Source organism: Micromonospora sp. NPDC023869 (assembly GCF_055559695.1).
Map to the genome: position 1 here is coordinate 18,671 of NZ_JBVHKD010000017.1, position 18,596 is coordinate 37,266.

At 72.9% G+C, this 18,596-nt stretch carries 16 protein-coding genes; 7 read left to right on the plus strand and 9 right to left on the minus strand.

Annotation, left to right across the window (positions count from 1 at the left end):
* The first annotated feature begins 12 nt into the window (after positions 1-12).
* Together ACZ31C_RS30100 and ACZ31C_RS30105 are read left to right on the plus strand one after the other, a co-directional pair.
* A complete protein-coding gene (locus ACZ31C_RS30100; protein ID WP_465798148.1) occupies positions 13-1,752 on the plus strand; it encodes a copper resistance CopC/CopD family protein in 1,740 nt (579 codons plus the stop codon).
* Complete coding sequence (locus ACZ31C_RS30105) at positions 1,749-2,369, plus strand: DUF1775 domain-containing protein (protein WP_465798149.1); 621 nt, start codon at positions 1,749-1,751, stop codon at positions 2,367-2,369. The genes ACZ31C_RS30100 and ACZ31C_RS30105 overlap by 4 nt, the downstream gene beginning before the upstream one ends.
* Before the next feature lie 82 nt (positions 2,370-2,451).
* On the opposite strand, the gene katG is transcribed toward ACZ31C_RS30105, so the two are convergent.
* Both katG and ACZ31C_RS30115 read right to left on the minus strand, forming a co-directional pair.
* Positions 2,452-4,728 (minus strand): catalase/peroxidase HPI, encoded by a 2,277-nt coding sequence (gene katG, locus ACZ31C_RS30110; RefSeq protein ID WP_465798150.1) that lies wholly within the window; start codon positions 4,726-4,728, stop codon positions 2,452-2,454.
* Between the two features lie 43 nt (positions 4,729-4,771).
* Positions 4,772-5,197, minus strand: coding sequence for a Fur family transcriptional regulator (locus ACZ31C_RS30115; RefSeq protein ID WP_396748056.1), 426 nt, complete (start codon positions 5,195-5,197; stop codon positions 4,772-4,774).
* 328 nt (positions 5,198-5,525) lie between these two features.
* Between ACZ31C_RS30115 and ACZ31C_RS30120 the strand changes: the two genes are divergently transcribed.
* Positions 5,526-7,007, plus strand: coding sequence for an NAD(P)/FAD-dependent oxidoreductase (locus tag ACZ31C_RS30120; protein WP_465798151.1), 1,482 nt, complete (start codon positions 5,526-5,528; stop codon positions 7,005-7,007).
* Positions 7,008-7,028: 21 nt separating this feature from the next.
* Here the strand turns inward: ACZ31C_RS30120 and ACZ31C_RS30125 are convergent, their stop codons facing one another.
* The 4 genes from ACZ31C_RS30125 to ACZ31C_RS30140 form a co-directional block, all read right to left on the minus strand.
* Entirely contained in the window at positions 7,029-7,970 is a 942-nt protein-coding gene (locus ACZ31C_RS30125; protein ID WP_465798152.1) for an acyltransferase domain-containing protein, read from the minus strand.
* A 108-nt stretch (positions 7,971-8,078) separates the two neighbouring features.
* Positions 8,079-8,987, minus strand: coding sequence for an NADP-dependent oxidoreductase (locus ACZ31C_RS30130; RefSeq protein WP_465798153.1), 909 nt, complete (start codon positions 8,985-8,987; stop codon positions 8,079-8,081).
* A 62-nt stretch (positions 8,988-9,049) separates the two neighbouring features.
* On the minus strand, positions 9,050-9,838 hold the full coding sequence (locus ACZ31C_RS30135) for a spermidine synthase (protein ID WP_465798154.1): 789 nt from the start codon (positions 9,836-9,838) through the stop codon (positions 9,050-9,052).
* A 53-nt stretch (positions 9,839-9,891) separates the two neighbouring features.
* The gene (locus ACZ31C_RS30140) at positions 9,892-10,227 is read right to left on the minus strand and encodes a hypothetical protein (RefSeq protein WP_465798155.1); all 336 of its coding nucleotides are present in this window, start codon (positions 10,225-10,227) and stop codon (positions 9,892-9,894) included.
* Between the two features lie 98 nt (positions 10,228-10,325).
* Here ACZ31C_RS30140 and ACZ31C_RS30145 point away from each other — a divergent pair, with 98 nt between their 5' ends.
* Positions 10,326-11,171, plus strand: a complete 846-nt coding sequence (locus ACZ31C_RS30145; protein WP_465798156.1) for a carbohydrate-binding protein — start codon at positions 10,326-10,328, stop codon at positions 11,169-11,171.
* A gap of 70 nt (positions 11,172-11,241) precedes the next feature.
* Here the strand turns inward: ACZ31C_RS30145 and ACZ31C_RS30150 are convergent, their stop codons facing one another.
* Entirely contained in the window at positions 11,242-12,018 is a 777-nt protein-coding gene (locus tag ACZ31C_RS30150; RefSeq protein ID WP_465798157.1) for a hypothetical protein, read from the minus strand.
* A 184-nt stretch (positions 12,019-12,202) separates the two neighbouring features.
* Positions 12,203-13,093, minus strand: a complete 891-nt coding sequence (locus tag ACZ31C_RS30155; protein WP_465798158.1) for a MerR family transcriptional regulator — start codon at positions 13,091-13,093, stop codon at positions 12,203-12,205.
* 326 nt (positions 13,094-13,419) lie between these two features.
* Between ACZ31C_RS30155 and ACZ31C_RS30160 the strand changes: the two genes are divergently transcribed.
* From ACZ31C_RS30160 to ACZ31C_RS30170, 3 genes are all read left to right on the plus strand, one after another.
* Positions 13,420-13,875, plus strand: coding sequence for a hypothetical protein (locus tag ACZ31C_RS30160; RefSeq protein WP_465798159.1), 456 nt, complete (start codon positions 13,420-13,422; stop codon positions 13,873-13,875).
* 52 nt (positions 13,876-13,927) lie between these two features.
* Positions 13,928-15,103: a low temperature requirement protein A gene (locus ACZ31C_RS30165; protein ID WP_465798160.1), complete on the plus strand. Its 1,176-nt coding sequence runs from the start codon at positions 13,928-13,930 to the stop codon at positions 15,101-15,103.
* 172 nt (positions 15,104-15,275) lie between these two features.
* Positions 15,276-16,100, plus strand: coding sequence for a trypsin-like serine peptidase (locus ACZ31C_RS30170; protein WP_465798161.1), 825 nt, complete (start codon positions 15,276-15,278; stop codon positions 16,098-16,100).
* A 38-nt stretch (positions 16,101-16,138) separates the two neighbouring features.
* Here ACZ31C_RS30170 and ACZ31C_RS30175 read toward each other — a convergent pair whose 3' ends face one another.
* Positions 16,139-18,565 carry an ATP-binding protein gene (locus ACZ31C_RS30175; protein WP_465798162.1) on the minus strand — a complete coding sequence of 809 codons (2,427 nt, stop codon included), beginning with the start codon at positions 18,563-18,565 and terminating at the stop codon, positions 16,139-16,141.
* Positions 18,566-18,596 lie beyond the last annotated feature (31 nt).

An 18,596-nucleotide genomic window follows, 5' to 3' on the forward strand; every position in this document is an offset into this window, starting at 1 on the left:
GGCGGGAACCAGGTGACGTCCCGTAGCGGCCTCGCGGCACGGCGGACGGCGGCAGGCGGGCGGGCGCGGTGGACATGGTCCATCGTGCTCGCTGGCCTGCTCGGTCTGCTGGCGGCCGTCCTGCCGGCAGCGCCGGCCTCCGCCCACGCCGTCCTGCTGGGCACCGACCCGGCCGACGGTGCCGTGCTGGCGACCACGCCGGCCCAGATCACGTTGACCTTCAACGAGCCGGTGGCGGTACGCCCGGGCGGCGTCCGGCTGCTCGACGCGGCCGGCGAGGAGGTGTCCGCCGACAGCCGGTCGGTGGACACAACGGTGGTGCTGACCGTGCCGCCGGAGTTGCCCGGCGGCACCTACATCGTGACGTTCCGGGTGATCTCCGCCGACAGCCATCCCGTCTCGGGCGGGTTCAGCTTCGCGGTGGGGGCACCGAGCAGCTCCACCGTGGCCGTGCCGGAGAGCAGTCCGGGACGCGGGCTGGACGTGCTGCGTCAGGTCTTCGAGGCGCTCGCGTACCTCGGTCTGCTGGTCGGTGCGGGCGTCCTGGTCTTCCTGCTGGTGCTGCTGCGCGCCGACGCGCCGGTGTTGCGGCGGCGGCTGCTGCGGCTGACCGCCTGGTCGGTGGGGCTGACCGTGGTGGCGCGGCTGGTCCTGGTGCCGGCCGTCCCCGCCTGGCAGGACGGCCGGGACCTGGACGGACTGGTCGACCCCGCGCTGTGGACCGCCGGCCTCGGTGCGGAGGAGTCCCTGAGCAGCCTGCTGGTGGTGCTGGGTCTGGGTGCTGCCTGGTGGGCCACCGCGACGGCCGGGTCTGCGCCGTCCGGCGGGGCGACCGGGCGACGGGCGGCGCTGACCGCGGTGACGTTCGCCGGTGTGGTCCTCGCCTGGGGGGCGGTCGCCCTGGTCGGGCACACCCGGACCTACGGTCCGGCCTGGCTGGTCGTCCCGGCCGACGTGCTGCACGTGGTCACCGCCGGTGTATGGCTGGGCGGACTGGTGGCCCTGGCGTGGACGCTGACCCGGTCGGCCGACCTGCCGCCCGGCGCAGCGGCGCGTACGGTGTCCGCGTTCTCGCGCACCGCCGCCGTCCTCGTCGGTCTGCTCGGTGTCGCCGGGGTGCTGCTCGGCTGGCGCATCATGGGGTCCTGGGCGGCGCTGTGGGGCACGGCCTACGGTCTGGCCCTGCTGACGAAGGTCGGGCTGACCGTCGTGGTGCTGGCGGTGGCCGCACACAACCGTTTCCGTCTGGTGCCCCGCGTCGTGGCCACCGATCGCGACGAGGGATCTGCGGCGGCGTGGCGGCTGCTGCGCCGGTCGGTCCGGTGGGAGGCGGCGCTGCTGGTCGGTGTGGTCGCCGCCACCGGGTTCCTGGTCACGCAGAGCCCGGTCACCGAGGCGGGTACGCGTCCGACGGCCGACGCCGGGGAGCGTCCGATCCTGGTGGAGGCACCGCTGGGGTCAGGGCGGGCCGTGGTCCGGCTGACCCCCGGGGTGGTGGGAGTGAACTCGATGGAACTGAATCTCTTCGACGCGGCGGGGCAACCCGTCGAGCCGGTCGACGACCCGAGGTTGACGGTCCAGTTGCCCGCGATGGACGTCGGCCCGCTGGAGCGGACGCTGTCGCCGACCGGGCCCGGCCGGTACGAGGCGGTCGTCGACCTGCCGCTCGCCGGCTCGTGGGTGGTCCAGGTCAGCGTGCGGACCTCGAAGTACGAGAGTCCGGTCGCCCGCGTCACGGTGGACGTCGGATGACGTCGCGACGGTGGATCCGGACGGCCGCCGTGGCGGGCGGCGTGGTCGCGTACCTGGCGTTGGGGGCGGCGCCGGCCTCGGCGCACGTCGAGGTCGCGGGGGCGCAGCCGAACGGTGACGGCAGCACGACCCTGACGTTCGCCTACGACCACAGTTGCGACGACTCCCCCACCACGCAACTCGTCGTGGCGCTGCCCGAGGGGGTGACCGCGACCGGCACCGTGGAACCGGAGGGCTGGTCCGCCGCGCTCTCCGGGGACCGTGTCACCTTCACCGGGCCGGGGCGCAAGACCGCCCAGGTGGGCGTGACCGCCCGGATCGCCGCCCAGGCGGGCGACACGCTGCACTTCCCGGTGCTGCAACGGTGTGCCGACGGCAACTCGCTCGACTGGATCGACCGTACCGCCGACAGCGACTACCCGGCACCGAGGTTGATCGCGACCAACGCGGTGTTGGAGAACCCGCCGGAGGCGACCGTGGCGCCGCCTGCCGCCTCGGGTGGCGGGTCCTCGGCCGAGGGCGGAGGCGCGACGCTGGGCCAGGCGCTGACCGTGGTCGTCGTGTTCGTCGCCGTCGCCGCAGGGGCGGGTCTCCTGGTCGCCCGCCGCGTCGGATAGGGCGACTGCGCGGTCTCCGAAAACGGGAGGGGCCCCGGTCGATCGTCGACGATCGACCGGGGCCCTCTCGGTGGGACCCGGATCAGGCCAGGTCGAACCGGTCGAGTTCCATCACCTTGGTCCAGGCGGCGACGAAGTCGGCCACGAACTTGCCGCGGGCGTCGTCGCTGGCGTAGACCTCGGCGAGCGCCCGGAGCTGCGAGTTGGAGCCGAAGATGAGGTCGACCGCGGTGGCGGTCCACTTCACCTGGTCGGTCGCCAGGTCGCGGATCTCGTACACGTGCTCCTCGGACTCCGACGCCTTCCACCGGGTGCCCGGGGAGAGCAGGTTGGCGAAGAAGTCGTTGGTCAGCACGCCGGGCCGGTCGGTGAGGACACCGTGGCGGCTCTCGCCGACGTTGGCACCGAGCGAGCGCAGGCCGCCGATCAGGACCGTCATCTCGGGCGCGGTCAGGTTGAGCATGTAGGCCCGGTCGACGAGCAGGACCTCCGGCTGGGTCTTCTCACCCGGGCGCAGGTAGTTGCGGAACCCGTCGGCACGCGGCTCCATGACCCGGAACGACTCGACGTCGGTCTGCTCCTGGCTGGCGTCGGTGCGACCCGGGTGGAACGGCACGGTGATCTCCACCCCGGCGTCACGCGCCGCCTTCTCCACAGCGGCGGAGCCGGCCAGCACGATCAGGTCCGCCAGAGAGATCTTCGCGCCACCGGCAGAGTTGAACTCCCGCTGGATGTCCTCCAGGGTCTTGAGCACCGCAGCGAGCTGCTCCGGCTGGTTGACCTCCCAGCTACGCTGCGGCTCGAGGCGGATCCGGGCACCGTTGGCGCCGCCCCGCTTGTCGGTGTAGCGGAAGCTGGCGGCCGAGGCCCAGGCGGTGGAGACGAGCTGGGCGGTGCTCAGCCCGGACTCCAGGACCTTGCTCTTGAGTGCGGCGACGTCGGCGTCACCGACCAGCTCGTGGTCGACGGCCGGCACCGGGTCCTGCCAGAGCTGGGCCTCGGGGACCCACGGGCCGAGGAAGCGGCTGACCGGGCCCATGTCGCGGTGCAGCAGCTTGTACCACGCCTTGGCGAAGGCGAGCGCGAACTCGTCGGGGTTCTCCAGGAACCGGCGGGAGATCCGCTCGTACGCCGGGTCCACGCGCAGCGACAGGTCCGTCGTGAGCATGGTCGGCTTGTGCTTCTTCGACGGGTCGTGGGCGTCCGGGATGATCGCCTCGGCGTCCTTGGCGACCCACTGCTTGGCGCCACCCGGGCTGGTGGTCAGCTCCCACTCGTAGCCGAAGAGGATCTCGAAGAAGCGGTTGCTCCACTCGGTCGGCCGGTCGGTCCAGGTGACCTCGAGGCCGCTGGTGATCGTGTCGGCGCCCTTGCCGCTGCCGTGGGTGCTCAGCCAGCCCAGGCCCTGGGTCTCCAGCGGAGCGCCCTCGGGCTCGGGGCCCACGTGGTCGTCGGCGATGCCGGCGCCGTGGGTCTTGCCGAAGGTGTGGCCACCGGCGATGAGCGCGACGGTCTCCTCGTCGTTCATCGCCATCCGGGCGAAGGTCTCCCGGATGAAGTGCGCCGCCGCGAGGGGGTCGGCGTTGCCGCGGGGGCCCTCGGGGTTGACGTAGATCAGGCCCATCTCGGTCGCGCCGACGCCCTTGGCCATCTCCTGCTCGGAGACGTAGCGCTCGTCACCGAGCCAGGTGTCCTCGGGGCCCCAGAAGATCTCCTCGGGCTCCCACACGTCGGGGCGGCCGAAGCCGAAGCCGAAGGTCTTGAACCCCATCGACTCCAGGGCCACGTTGCCGGCGAGCACGAGCAGGTCGGACCAGGAGATCTGCTGACCGTACTTCTGCTTGACCGGCCACAGCAGGCGGCGGGCCTTGTCCAGGTTGGCGTTGTCCGGCCAGCTGTTGAGCGGGGCGAAGCGCTGCCCGCCGTCACCGGCGCCGCCGCGACCGTCCTCGATGCGGTACGTGCCGGCGGCGTGCCAGCTCATCCGGATCATCAGACCGCCGTAGTGGCCGAAGTCGGCCGGCCACCAGTCCTGCGAGGTCGTGAGGACCTCGGTGATGTCCCGCTTGAGCGCCTCGACGTCGAGCTTGGCGAACTCCGCGGCGTAGCTGAAGTCGGCGCCGAGCGGGTTGCCCTTGGACGAGTGGGCGTGCAGCACCGAGAGGTCGAGCTGGTTGGGCCACCAGTCCCGGTTGGTACGCGGGCGACCGCCGGTCTTCGGGGTGGGCGAGTCGATCGCCGGGTTCTCGCTCTCGCTGCCGTGCGCGGTCACCGAGTCGTGCGCGACCGGGCAGCCGGACTCGGCCTTCTTGTCCACGCCCTGGGCGCTCGTCGGACCGTCGTGCTGTGGGTTACTCAATGTGCTGCTTCCTTCCGACCTGGCGGATCACTGGTGGTGCGTGTCACTGGTGGTGCGTGCGGTCGCAGTCGGGGCAGGTGCCCCAGTAGACGACCTCCGCCTCGTCGACCACGAAACCGTGGTCGTCGGAGGCGGTGAGACAGGGTGCGTCGCCGACGGCGCAGTCCACGTCGGCGATCGCGCCGCAGGAGCGGCAGACGACATGGTGGTGGTTGTCCCCCACCCGGGACTCGTACCGGGCGACGGCTCCGGCGGGCTGGATGCGCCGCACCAGACCGGCGTCGGTCAGCGCCCGCAGCACGTCGTAGATGGCCTGGTGGGACACGCTGGGATGGTCGGCCCGGACCAGCCGGGTCACCGCGTCGGTGTCGACGTGCGGGTGGTCCCGCAGCGCCGCGAGCACCGCCAGTCGGGGCCGGGTCACGCGCAACGAGACCGCGCGGAGCTGGGCCTCGAAGTCGGACGTCATGCCGGCCAACCTACTCCACTCTTTTGGAATCAATCAAGTTTGCTGACGCTCCGCACGTTCGTGTCACGGTCCGTCCACGTGCCGGCGCCGACCTGCCGACGGGTGACGCCGGTGAGCACCGTCACAGAGGCAACGTACGGCGCGGGGTGCCGGACACGGTGCCCAGGTCCCGCTACACCCGGAGCCCGCCGTGGTGCGGGTTTCGCCGTCGACGTACCGGAAATCAGAACAGATTGATCGAGCCGCCGGTTCCGTCCGGCCGGGAGCGCGCTTGAGGATGACGTGCAGACGCCCGAGGGCGTGGCTCACACCGGGACGGAGGGCGCAGATGAACCGAGACAGGACCACCGAGAGCACGGACAGCGGTGACCGGCGACACCGGGTGGTGATCGTCGGATCCGGCTTCGGCGGGCTGTTCGCGGCCAAGGCGCTCCGCCGCGCGCCGGTGGACGTGACCATGGTCGCGCGGACCACCCATCACCTGTTCCAGCCGCTGCTCTATCAGGTCGCCACCGGCATCCTCTCCCCCGGCGAGGTGGCGCCCGCCACCCGCGAGATCCTGCGCCGCCAACGCAACGCCGAAGTCCTGCTCGGCGAGGTGACCGACATCGACCTGGAGACCCGGACGGTCACCGCGAACGCGCCGCTGACCACGTTCCGCGTCGAGTACGACAGCCTCATCGTCGCCGCCGGGGCGACACAGTCGTACTTCGGCCACGACGAGTTCGCCGAACACGCGCCCGGCATGAAGAGCATCGACGACGCGCTCGAACTACGCGGACGGATCTTCGGGGCGTTCGAGCTGGCCGAGTTGGAGACCGACCCGGCGGCGATCGCGCGGTGGATGACGTTCGTGGTGGTCGGTGCCGGACCGACCGGCGTGGAGATGGCCGGACAGATCGCCGAGCTGGCGCACCGGACCCTGCCGGGCGAGTTCCGCCGCATCGACCCGCGCAAGGCCACGATCGTCCTGCTGGACGCCGGTGACTCGGTCCTCGGCACGTTCGGCGACCGGCTCTCCGCTAAGGCGTTGCAGCAGTTGCACCGCCTCGGTGTCGACGTGGAACTGGGCGCCATGGTGGTGGGCGTGGACGACGACGGCATCGAGGTGGCCGACCGGGACGGCCGGCGGCGGCGCATCGAGTGCAAGACGAAGATCTGGGCGGCCGGGGTGTCGGGCTCGCCGCTGGGCGCGCACCTGGCCGCCCGGGCCGGTGCCGAGACCGACCGGGCCGGTCGGGTCAGGGTCGAGCCGGACCTGACCCTGCCCGGACATCCCGAGGTGTTCGTCGTCGGCGACCTGATGGCTCTGGACCGGCTTCCGGGCGTGGCGCAGGTGGCCATCCAGGGCGGGCGGCACGCGGCCCGGCAGATCCTACGGCGGCTCCGGGGCGAGCCGGCGGGGCAGCCGTTCCGCTACCGCGACAAGGGCAGCATGGCGACCATCTCGCGCTTCTCGGCGGTGGCCACCGTCGGTCGGCTGCGGTTGGCCGGACTGACCGGATGGCTGCTCTGGCTCGCCGTGCACCTGTTGTACCTGGTCGGCTTCAAGAACCGGGTCACCGCCGTGCTGCACTGGTTCGTCAGCTTCATCGGGCGCGGTCGCTCCGAGCGGACCGTGACGTTGCAGCAGGTGGTGGCGCGTACCGCGCTGCAGGAGGCGACCGCCCAGGCCGAGCCACCGGCGGTCGCGGCCGCAGCCGGGTCCGACGGGTCGGCGGACGCCCCGGACGAGGTGCCCGGGCAGCGGGCGGCCGTGCCAGGGCCCGAGGCGGCGCGGCGCGGCGCGCCGGAGCAGCCGACCGGCTGACTTCGGCACCCACGCCGACGGCTAGACCGGGAAGTGGCCTCGACGCCAGTGCCAGTGGCGACCGGCGCGCAGGTGGTCGACGACCGCGCGTTGCAGCACGGTGCGGCGCGGCAGCTCGTCCAGCGGCGTGCTCAGGCTGCGGAACACGAACCGCAGCACCTCGACGTCGGCGTCGATGCCTTCCGGCTCCTCGTAGGGCTCCAGGGTGAACCGGCGCTGGAACCCGACGATGTGGGAGTCCTCCGGCAGGTACTCGCGCAGTTGCGGGTCGAGCAGCCACGAACCGCAGGAGAACGCCGTGTGCTGCTCGTCGGGGAAGTGACGCGGGAAGAAGGCGCGGGCCGCGTCGAGCGAGTCGGTGACCGCCTGCGGCGTCAACGGCCCCGCCTCGGGGATGTGCAGGCCGATCGTGTCGCCGCGTTGGTGCTGCAACCGGCCCAGCTCGTAGAGGCTGCCCCGGGCGTGCAGGGTCAACCAGCTCTGCATGACCGGCCAACCCTCGCGGTGCATCCGCCGGTCGATCGCGAGGTTGCGGCCCAGGTCCGCCAGGGTCGCCCAGGACACCGCGTCGGGGACGCCGTGGTCACGGTGGAAGGCCCGCACCACGTCGAGCAGCGCAAGGTACGCGTACACGTACAGGTGCCGCCAGGCCGGTCCCCGATCGCGGGGCAGCTCCGGGCCGGGCGGCAGCCATTCGTGGCCGCCGAGGTCGGCGCGGACCAGCGCGATCGAGCGGTCGAGCAGCCACCGCAGCTCCGGGGTCCACAGCGCCGAGTCGGGATCGGGCCAGCCGGCCATGATCTCGGCGGCGTCGTCGGGGCGTACGGCGAGCCGGTCCAGGATCGCGGGCGCGTCGGCCTTCGCGGGCAACGGGGCCGACGGCCGGTCACCGGCGAGTTGCCCGACGCGCGCGACGTCCTCGACGGGTACGCCGAGCCGGGCGGCGATGTCCTCCAGGTCCACGTCGACGAACCTACTCGGCGGCGGGGCCGCCGCAAGCCCCTACGAAGCAGCACGTCCCTCGTGGACAGAGGTCGGCGGCGGGTCGAGACGTGCCGGCGTGGTGGTCGGTCAGGCGACGAGAACGACCTTGCCCCGGCCGTGTCCGGTCTCCACCTCTCGGTGGGCGTCGGCGGCCCGGGCCATCGGATAGGTGCGGCGGATCGGGAAGCGCAGGTCGCCGACGGCGTAGAGATCGGCGAGCGCGGCGAGACGGGCGGCGGAACGCAGGTTCGGTGTGGTCCGGATACCGAGGTCGACGGCGCGGGCGTGCGCGGTCAGGGTGAGGATCCGGGACCGGTCGGGGCAGAGCGCGAGCGACAGGGTGAGGGCCTCCCCGCCGGCCCCGTCGAGCACGGCGTCGACGCCCTCGGGCAGCAGCGTACGGAGGTGGTCGGCCAGGTGCCCGCCGTAGACGACCGGCACGGCGCCCAGCGACCGCAGGTACTCCTGGTTGGCGGCGCTGGCCGTGCCGACGACGCGGGCTCCCGCCCGGAGGGCGAGTTGCACGGCGACCGCACCGACGGCGCCGGCCGCTCCGTGCACGAGCAGCGTCTCCCCCGGCCCGGGTCGGATCTGGTCGAGGGCGATGTGCGCGGTCTGGGCGGCACCGCTGAAACCGCCGGCGACCTCCCAGGGCATCGCGGCCGGTTTGGCGGTCACCTGCTCGGCGGGCACCGCGACGTACTCGGCCGCCGCGTTCATGAACCCGAAGCCCAACACCTCGTCGCCGACGGCGACCCCGGTGACCCCGGCGCCGACCTGATCGACCGTCCCGGCGAACTCGTTGCCCGGCACCGCCGGCAACGTCGGTGTCGCCCCGGCGGGCATCACCCCGGCCCGTACGGCGCAGTCGATGGGCTGCACGCCGGCGGCCCGCACACGTACCCGGACCTCGCCGGGTCCCGCCTCTGGGGTCTCGATCCTCCCCCACGTGAGCACCTCCGGCCCGCCGACCTGCCGGAACACCGCTGCCTGCATCCGTACGCCTCCCCGTGATCGTGGCCACCGGACCCAGTCTCGAACCTCAACCTCACTCGAAGTCAAGGACGTGACCGGTCGTCGGTGCGGGGGCGGGCACCACCGACGAAGGTGTCGAGCGTCGGCCCGTGCAATACCGCACCGGGCAACGGGTCCCGCTGCACCCGCGTCACCAGGCGCGACACCGGCAGCCGACCCGGGCGGTTGGCCGCTGCGAGCACCAGGTTGCCGTACCGCCGGCCGCGCAGCATCCGCCGGTCGGCGACGACGCAGACGTCGGCGAAGACCGCACGCAGGGTGGCCGCCTGCACCCGGGCGAGGACCAGCGGCGGCAGGTCGGTGACGTTGACCAGGTAGACGCCGTCCGGGCGCAGCACCCGGGCGACCTCGGCGGCGAACGCCACGGTGGCCACGTGCGGCGGCATCCGGGCCGCCCGGTAGATGTCGGCGAACACCAGGTCGTACGCGTCGGCGGGGGCATCGCTGACCGCCTGCCGCGCGTCGGCCACCCGGACCTCGATGCCGGGCTGCCGCAGCGGCAGGTCCCGGGTCACCAGGTCGACCACGGCCGGATCCCGCTCGACGACCAGCTGGGCCGAGCCGGGCCGGGTCGTCGCGACGTAGCGCGGCAGGGTCAGCGCGCCGCCGCCCAGGTGCAGCACGTCGAGCGGATCACCGGCCGGTGCGGCGAGATCGGCCACGGCGGCCATCCGGCGCACGTACTCGAAGTGCAGGTAGGTGGGGTCGGCGAGGTCCACGTACGACTGCTCGACGCCATCGGCCAGGAGCGTGCGCCCGGTGGGCCGGGCCGGGTCGACGACCAGTTCGAGACGGTCGTCGGTGGCCTCCATGAGCAGGCAGGCTAGCCCAGCCGCCGGTGCCGCACCGGCAGGACCCGGCGGCGTCAGCTCCCGAGCATCGGCGGGCGGTCGCTGTTGAGGTGGAAGGCGCGTTCCTCGGCCTCCTGCCGCGCCGCGACGAAGTCGCGTTGCCAGTCGGGAGCGCCGTCCGGGATGCGGGCGACCACGTTCTCACCGTGGATCCGGCCGTCGGCGTCGGTGAGGCTGACACCGACCACGGTGTGCCCCCGACCGGGGATGGCGTAGTGGCGCACCGTCCACCGCGCCGACACCTGCGCAGCGTGACGGCGGCGTCGGGTACCGGCCGTCAGCACCGCTCCGATGAGCGCAACGGCGGCCAGCACGACGAGGAGGACAGCCAGGAACGCGATGATCCGCACCCGCCCGAGGGTACCCGGACTCCCGCCGGACCTGCACGGAACGGCAGCGCCCACCGGACGGGAATCGATCACTCCTGATCCTCGAATACGATGCGCACATGCCCACCTCCTGGCCGGAGTTCCTCCTCGTCGCGGGCGTGCTCGCACTCCTCGGTCTCGCGGGCAACATCGTCGCGGGCCTGATCAACCAGAAGATCGCCAGCCTGCACGTCCGCACGGTGGCACTGTGCGCGGTCGGGTTCGTCGCCGCCAGTGTGGCGTTCGCCGCGTACCAGGCGGCCCGTTCCGCAGGTCCGGACGCCGCCGACGTCGGCGCGACCCCCACCACGGCGGACCCGGCCGCCCCTGCCAGTTCGTCGGCCTCGGTCGCGCCGACGGGATCGTCGGCGTCACCTCGGCCTTCGTCCGGGACGCCGAGCCGGCCGGACGGCTCCGCGTCCGCGACGCCGGGCCGCAAACGCACCGAGTACGTCGTCAGCGTCAACTCCTCCACCACCAGCACCATGCCGGAGCACCCGAGCGGCCCGACGTACCGCTACTGGTACTACGAGTCGGCCAACGACGTGATCGGCGAGATCCGGTACGAGTCCTCCGGCGGCGCAACCGGGCGATGGGGCTGGGTGCCCGTGGGGATCGGCAGGGACTGTGCGGTTCCCTACGTGATGTTCTGGCTGGCCGGCCTACCCAAGGGAACCTACGAGGTCAGCGTCCACGTGCCGGACGTGCCGAACCTGTCCGACCAGGTGGAGTACGGCGAGACCATCGTCGACCAGGCCGCCAACCGCGGCTCCTGGGTCTCGCTCGGCCGGCAGAAGGTGACCGACGACAACCGCGAGATCGGCGTGATGCAGAGCCAGCCACACGCCTCGTTCGGCGAATCCAGCGGCTGTCGCCGGAGCGAGCAGCGGGTGGCCTACGACGCCGTCCGGGCCAGACGGGTGTAGCACGGCGATCCGAGCCGTCGTCACCCGTCTCGCCGCGCTGCGCCGGCGTCGGACCGGCCTGATCCCCGGGTCAGCAGCCGAGGCGGCGGCTGGCCAGGGCGATGTCGTCGATCCAGAGGTCGAACGCGCCCGGGGTGGTGCCGCCCTGATAGAGCTGCCAGCCGATCTTCACGGTGTTGACGTTCGGCAGGACGAACGGCACGTCGTTGCCGCCGTGCTCGGTGGTGGAGGCGGTCAGCTCCGGGTTGGCGACTCCGTCGATCCAGACCGTGACGCGGTTGTCGGTCGGGTCGAGCTTCCACTCGAAGCACTGCCAGGTGTCCTCGACCACCGGGGCGGACTCGCGCCAGTTGGTCCAGTCGCCGGTCGGTCCGCCGTCGGCGCCGATCCCCCAGAAGATGCCGGGGACGGTGGGGGCGTACTGGCCGCCGACCGGGCGGACGACCTCGCTGCTGCCGCTGCCGGTGGCCTCGACGAGGGTGAAGTGCGCCCAGTCGGGGGCGGTCGGGAAGGCGTCCACGCGCAGGCGCATCCGGCCGTAGAAGCGGTTGCCCGGTGCGGCGAAGTCGTCGACGCGCAGGAAGGCGCGTCCGTTGTCGACGGTGTGGACGTGCAGCACCTGGTTGCCCCGGTGGGTGCGTTCCACGGTGAGCGTGCCGTTGCGGGTGTCGATGCCCCAGTTCAGGCTGCTGGCACCGCCACGCGGCAGGCGTTCGAAGTCCTCGCAGAACAGCATGTGCCGGGTGCAGGAGCCGCGATGCGAGGCGTTCGCGGCGTCGGACGGGACGCTGCCGGCCGTGACGGCGAGTGTCAGCGCGGCGGTCAACGCGGCGAGAAGTGTGCGCATGCCTGTCCTCCGATGGTCGCCACGGCGGCGGTCCGCCGCCGGGCACCCGGCGTCCGACCTCCGGTGCGTCACGGGTGCCCAGGCGGGACCAGAATCCGTCGACCGCCTGTGGAAGCGTTCCCATATATAGCAGACGGTGGATGCCTACGCTGACCCGTGGTCGGACCCGACCGGGTGACGGGCGTCAGGCGCGGGTGTCGAAGACGCTGACCGAGCGGTGTGCGGGGTCGTCGGAGAACAGCGACGGGCCGTGGCTGACCTCCCGGGGCATCGGGGACAACGCGGTCAGGCCGTGCCGGGCGGTGTACTCGCCGAAGGCGAGCACGTACAGGTATCCGGCTGCCGCCTCCTCGACGGGCGACAGGTCGCCGTCTGCGCCGGCGGTGAAGGTGATCTCCAGCCGGGCCGGCAGCGTCCCGGTCACCGCGCGGACGGACTCTCCGGTCCGGGAGCGCACCCGCTCCTCGATCAGGTCGCGGGCGGCCTCGTCGAGACCGGCGGGTCCGGGACGGGCCAGCAGCATCCGGGAGGCCGCGCCGGCCCCGACCGACTGCGCAGCGGCGGCCCAGCAGAGGCCGGCCCGGGGCACCGCCAGGTCGGCGAGGGCCTCGCCGAACGCCCGGTCGACCTCGGGCGTGACGGCGGCCATCTCGGACATCCGCCCGACCGTGCCCTCCACGTCGTCGGGGATGTCGAGATCCAGGATCACTCCCACCCACTCCAGGCTCGGTGCGGCCTGACGGTGGGCGATCAGGTCCGCCGGGTCGCACTCGGCGATGTGCTCGGCGACGGCCAGGAAGAAGTCCTCGAAGCTGCGCCGCATGACGACCTTGTCGCGCCACTGCGCGAACGGGAAGTCGGCGGCCTCCCCCAGCTCGGACAGGGGCACCTGGGCACGACGCAGGAGATCGGTCATGATCCCGTGTCGCACCTGCGAGCGCGCGTACTGCCGGTACCCGGAGCGCGGGTCGACCGACGCCGGGGCGAGGATGCCGCGCTCCGCGTACAGGCGCAACGCCTTGGCCGACAAGCCGGTCATCACCTGGAACTCACCAGCGGTGAGGTCGTCGTTCATGGTTCTCCTCGGGCCTGGCGCTTGTGGACCGACTCATCATCGGCCCGGCCCTTTGGGCAAGGTCAACCGCGCCTCGGACGCCGCCCGCCGGCCGGGGCGCCCGCGCTGCCGGAGGGACCAGCCCGACGACGGGGACGCAGACTGTTCGTCACCAAGAGCTCATCCGCCGGCCGACCAGCCCGCCGGAAGCTTCTCCACGCGTTCTGAGCTGGGACTTTACCTGCGCCGCAGGGAATCGCCGGGCCGGGAGCGAAGGTCCGTCCACGGCTAGCATTCGACGGCGGCTGCGCCGTGCGCAGGCCGCTACCGCGCGAGGAGGAGCACGGTTGGACACGCCGTCCCTGAGCGAGCTCGGCGGCTTCCTGGACACCCACCGGCAGACGCTGCCGACCGTCCTGACCGTCGTGGAGCTGGCGATCCTGCTGGTCCTGCTGCTGCGGTGGGTCAACCGTCGGTACGGCCTGCGTCACCTCGGGCGACGTCTCCGGCGCGGCATCACCGACACGGCCCGGGGCCTGGTAGCGCCGATCGTCGGTCGGCTGCGGGCCCGGCGTGGCATGCGGGTGGTCGCGGCACGGTTCGCCGGTCCCGGCCCGGTGCCCACGGCGCGAACCGGGCCCGGGTCCGCCGCCCTGCGACCGTCGGCGGAGTCCGGGTGGCAGGTCAGCGAACACCTGTGGCGTACGCGACGACCGCTGCGCGCCTTCACCGCCGGCTCTGCCGGAGAGCCGCCGGAGTCACCGCCCCAAGCCCGGATATTTAATACTATATGTCCCTTATGAGTTTTCGTGGGCCAGCCGCAGCGACGGTGCCGGCGGGCGGCCGGGTGCCGCGATGACCTCTGCCAACAGCCTGCTCCGCAGCGCCGCCACCCCACGCCGGGCCACCTTCCTGGAACTCTTCTTCGACCTCGTCTTCGTCGTCGCGCTCGCGTTGCTGTCCGAGAGTCTGGTGACCGAGCTGACCTGGCGCGGCGTCGCCGAGGCCGTGGTCGTCCTGCTCGCCGTCTGGTGGGTGTGGGTGCTGACCACTCTGGTCACCGACCTCTACAACCCGGATAGCTGGGTCATCCAGGTGGTGACGGTCGGGGTCATGTTCGGCGCGTTGATGATGGCCGCCGCGCTGCCGTCCGCGTTCGCCGACCGGGCGGCCATCTTCGCCGGGGCCTACGTGGCCAGTCACCTCGGTCGAGGGTTCCTCTTCTTCCTGACGTTGCACGAGCCGGTCCCGCGCCGACGGGCGGTACGGATCTGGGCGTGGTTCGGAGTCTCGGCCGTCGGGTGGATCGCCGGCGTCTTCGCCGACAGCACGACGCGCCTGTGGTGGTGGGGCGGCGCGGCGGCCGTCGACTATCTGGCCTTCGCGTTCGGCTACCCGTTCCCCGGTCGGCGGCGGATCGGCGCGGCCCAGTTCAACCCCATCGCCGAACACATGGCCGAGCGGTACCACCAGTTCTTCATCATCGCCCTGGGCGACATCATCCTGGTCGCCGGCCTGACGTACAGCGCACACCCGGTCACCGCCGAGCGCACCGCGGCGATCGTGGTGGCGTTCGCCAGCGCGACGCTGCTGTTCCGGATCTACGTACACCGCGCCGCCGCGCAGTTGACCCAGGCCATCGAGAAGGCCCGGCAGCCGGGCCGGTTCGCGCGGTCCGCGCCGTACACCCACCTGCTGATGATCGCCGGGGTGGTGACGGCCGCCGCCAGCGCGAAGCTGATCATCGCCGAGCCGACCGGCACGGTCGAGCCGGAGCTGCTCGCCGTCGTCGTCGGCGGACCGGCGATCTTCCTCATCGGTCGGACCCGCTTCGAGTACGAGGTCTTCGGTCGGGTCGCCTGGCCACTGCTGGCCGGCGTCGCGCTCCTCGGCGCGCTCGCCCCGGTCGCGCTGGCGCTCACCCCGCTGCTCGCGGTGGTCTGCGCCAACCTGGTGCTGCTGGCGATCGCCCTGTTCGATTTCGCGCACCGGCGACGTCGCACACCCGTGCCGGCGACGCCGCCGCTGTGACCGGTCCGGCCGGTGGCGCACGATCCGGTCGACTCTGCCGCACCGGCCGCCGCCGCGCCGCCGGGTGACGCCGTCCGACCGACACCGGTGTCCGGGAACCGGCCGGACAGCAGACGGTCGGGCCACCATGGGCGTACCCACCCGGGCCACCACCCCCGACGAAGGAGAACCGATGCCGAGAAGAAGTGGGGCGCTCGTCGCCCTGGCCGCCGTGGCGCTCGCGTCCACCGCCCTCGCGGCGGCACCGGCGGCGGCCGCGACGAGCTCCGGACCGGACAACCGGGTTCCGGTCACGTCGACCACGACGTATCCCGCCAGCGCCACCGTGCTGCTGACGTTCCCCGGCGGCCGGTGCAGCGGCTTCATGATCAGCCCCCGCACGGTGGCGACCGCCGGGCACTGCGTGCACACCGGAGGTTCCGGCGGTGGCTGGCGGACGAACATCGTCGCGTACCCGGGGCACAACGGGACGACCGCGCCCTTCGGCTCGTGTGCGGCGACCCGCCTCTTCGCCCCGCAGAACTGGACCGGCTCCATCTACGCACCCGGCGGCGGCGACCCGGCCCACGACTACGGGGCCGTGCAGCTCAACTGCGCCGTCGGCAACAGCACCGGCTGGTACGACCTCGGATCCACCACCCAGCCCCTGACCGGCTCGTGCACCGTCACCCACGGGTATCCGGCGGACCGGACCGGGCAGTGGGCGAGCACCGACCGCATCCGCGCCGAGACCGTCACGCAGCTCTACACGTCGCACAGCTTCGGCGGCGGACAGGACGGCAGCCCCGTCGCCTACACCCCCGACCCGGAGGACTGGTGCCCGCTGCCGCCGCGACTGGACTTCCCCTGGCCGAAGCCGCCCTGCCCCTGCCCGCCCACGCTCACCGCCCTGGGCATCCTGGCCAGCGGCGTGGGTGGCACCGGACCGGTCCACACCAACAGCGTCGTCACCCGACTGACGCAGCAGGCCCTCACCAACTACGCGCAGTGGCGGTGACCGCCGCCCACGGCCGATCCACGTTCGCGCCGGCCCGGTCAGGCCGACCGGGCCGGCGCGGCGGTCAGCCGCGCCCGGACCTGCGCGGCGTCCGTGTGGTCGAGCTGCTCCAGGATCTCCAGCGCCCGACACCAGGCGGTACGGGCGGACTCCGGCTCGCCGGCCGCGCGGTGGCTGTCGCCCAGGTGGGTCAACGTGGTCGCCTCGAAATAGCGTTCCGCCGCCTCCCGCCACAGCGCCAGGGCCTGGTGATAGCACCGGATCGCCTGCGGCTGCCGGTCCAGCCGGTAGTGCACGTAACCGAGGCTGTCCCAGGTGTGCGCCTGCCAGTAGCGGTTGCCGACCTGCTGTTGCAGCGCCAACGCCTGCTGGCAGTGCGCCAACGCCTGCGGGTATTCGCCGAGCTGGCTGTGGTACCAGCCGATGTTGTTCAGCGCGTTGGCCCGGCCGCCGACGTTCCCCGCCTCGGTGAACAGCTCCAGCGCCTGCCGGGCCTGGTCGAGGGCATCCCGCAGCCGCCCCTGCCGTTCGGCGAGGATGCCGAGGTTCAATTGGACCCGGGCGCTGCCGACGGCGTCACCGAGCCCGGCGTAGAGCGCCAACGAGGCGTCCAGATGGGACCGTGCCTGCTCGTGGTCCTCACGCCGTAGGCAGGCCACGGCCCGGTTCCGGTGGGCGCGGGCCTGGCCGTCCCGGTCGTCCACCCGTGCTGCGGCGACCAACGCCAACTCCTGCACGACCAACTGCTCCGGCCAGGCGCCGATGCGGTCGAGATAGGTGTTCAGGGTCCAGGCGAGCTGCCAGGCGTGCGTGTCGAAGCGAGTCTGGGCGGCGAGGGCGACGAGCGCGAGCAGCACCCGATGTTCCCGGACGAGCCAGTGCCATGCCTCGGCACGGTCGGCCGGCGGATCGACCACCGCCCCGACGCGCGCCGGGACGAGGTCGATCGGGTCGCGGTGGTCGTACAGGAGCAGCGCGGCCGCGTACGCGGTGTGCAGGTAGTGGTCGAGGAGACGGCCGAGGGCCTCCCGGCGTACCGGATCGGGGTCGTGTGTGGTCGCCTGCTCGGCCGCGTAGGCGCGCAACAGGTCGTGCAGGGCGTACCGGCCGGGCCGTGGCTCGGAGACCAGGTTCGCGTCGGCCAGCGCCGTCAGCGTCCGTCCCGCCTGCCCGGCGGACACGCCGGTGAGACTGGCCAGTGCCGCGACGGTGGCCTCCGGCCCGGGGTGCAGCCCCAGCAGGCGGAACGCCCACGCCGCGGTCGCGTCGAGACTCCGGTACGACCAGGAGAAGACCGCGCGGATGTCGAGGGTCCGGTCGCCGCCGGTGAACCCGTCGAGGCGCCCCGGCTCGGCCAGCTCGTCAGCGAGGCGGCCGAGGCTGAGTCCGGCCCGGGTGGCGGCCCGTCCCGCCACGATGGCCAACGCGAGCGGCAGTCCGGTCGCCGCGGCGACGATCCGCGCCGCCGCGTGCGGCTCGCCGGCCGTCCGGTCCGGACCGAGCCGGGCCGCGAGCAACTCGTACGCCTCCGGCGGCGACAGCGGCGCGAGGACGAACGGTTGGGCAGCCTCGATGCCGACCAGTCCCGGCAGGTGGTTGCGGCTGGTCACCAGCACCAGGCACCCGGGCGAGTTGGGTAGCAGGGGACGCACCTGCGCGGCGTCACGGGCGTTGTCGAGCAGCACGAGAACCTGCCGGTCGGCCAGCAGGCTGCGGAACAGCCCGGAGCGGCCGTTCAGTCCCGCCGGGACGCGCGGCGTGGACACCCCGAACGCCTCCAGGAACTCCCGCAGCACCTCCGCCGGTTCCGGTACCGGCCCGTCCGGGTCGAACCCGCGCAGGTCGACGTAGAGCTGCCCGTCGGGGAAGCGGTCGGCGACCCGGTGTGCCCAGTGCAGTGCCAGCGCGGTCTTGCCGACGCCGGCCGTACCACTGATCAGCGCGACCGGCACGGTGCCCGGCTCGCCGGGTCGGCGTGCCACCAGTGCCGCCAGCCCGGCGAGCACCGTGCGCCGGCCCACGAACACGGGTACGGCCGCCGGAAGCTGCCGGGGTGTCACCGGCGGCGTCACGCGAGGGGCGGTGTCCTCGGCGCGCCGGGCGAGCTGCGCGTGGGCGGCGGCCCGGAGCCGGTCCTCCGCGCGACCGGCGTCGACGGCACGCAACAGTCGCCAGTGCGCCGCGTCCCAGCGGCTCAGCTCGGCCATCTCGGTCGGCACCGGGACGCCGGACTGCTCGGCGTGGGCCAGGCAGGCGGTGACGTAGGAGACGACGAACGGCCACTCGGGCAACGACTTCGCGTTGAGCTTGTCGCTGAGGGTGGAGCGGGCCAGCGGTGACCCCAGCGCCGTCGACACGGCCACCAGGGTGTTCAGCGACGGGGACCCGCAGTGTTGCCGCAGGCGCCTGAGGTCGTCGACGAACCGGGCCAGAGCCGCCTGCGCCTGCCCAGCCGGTCCACTCATCCCCGCACCCCTCCCCCAGGCGGACGCGATC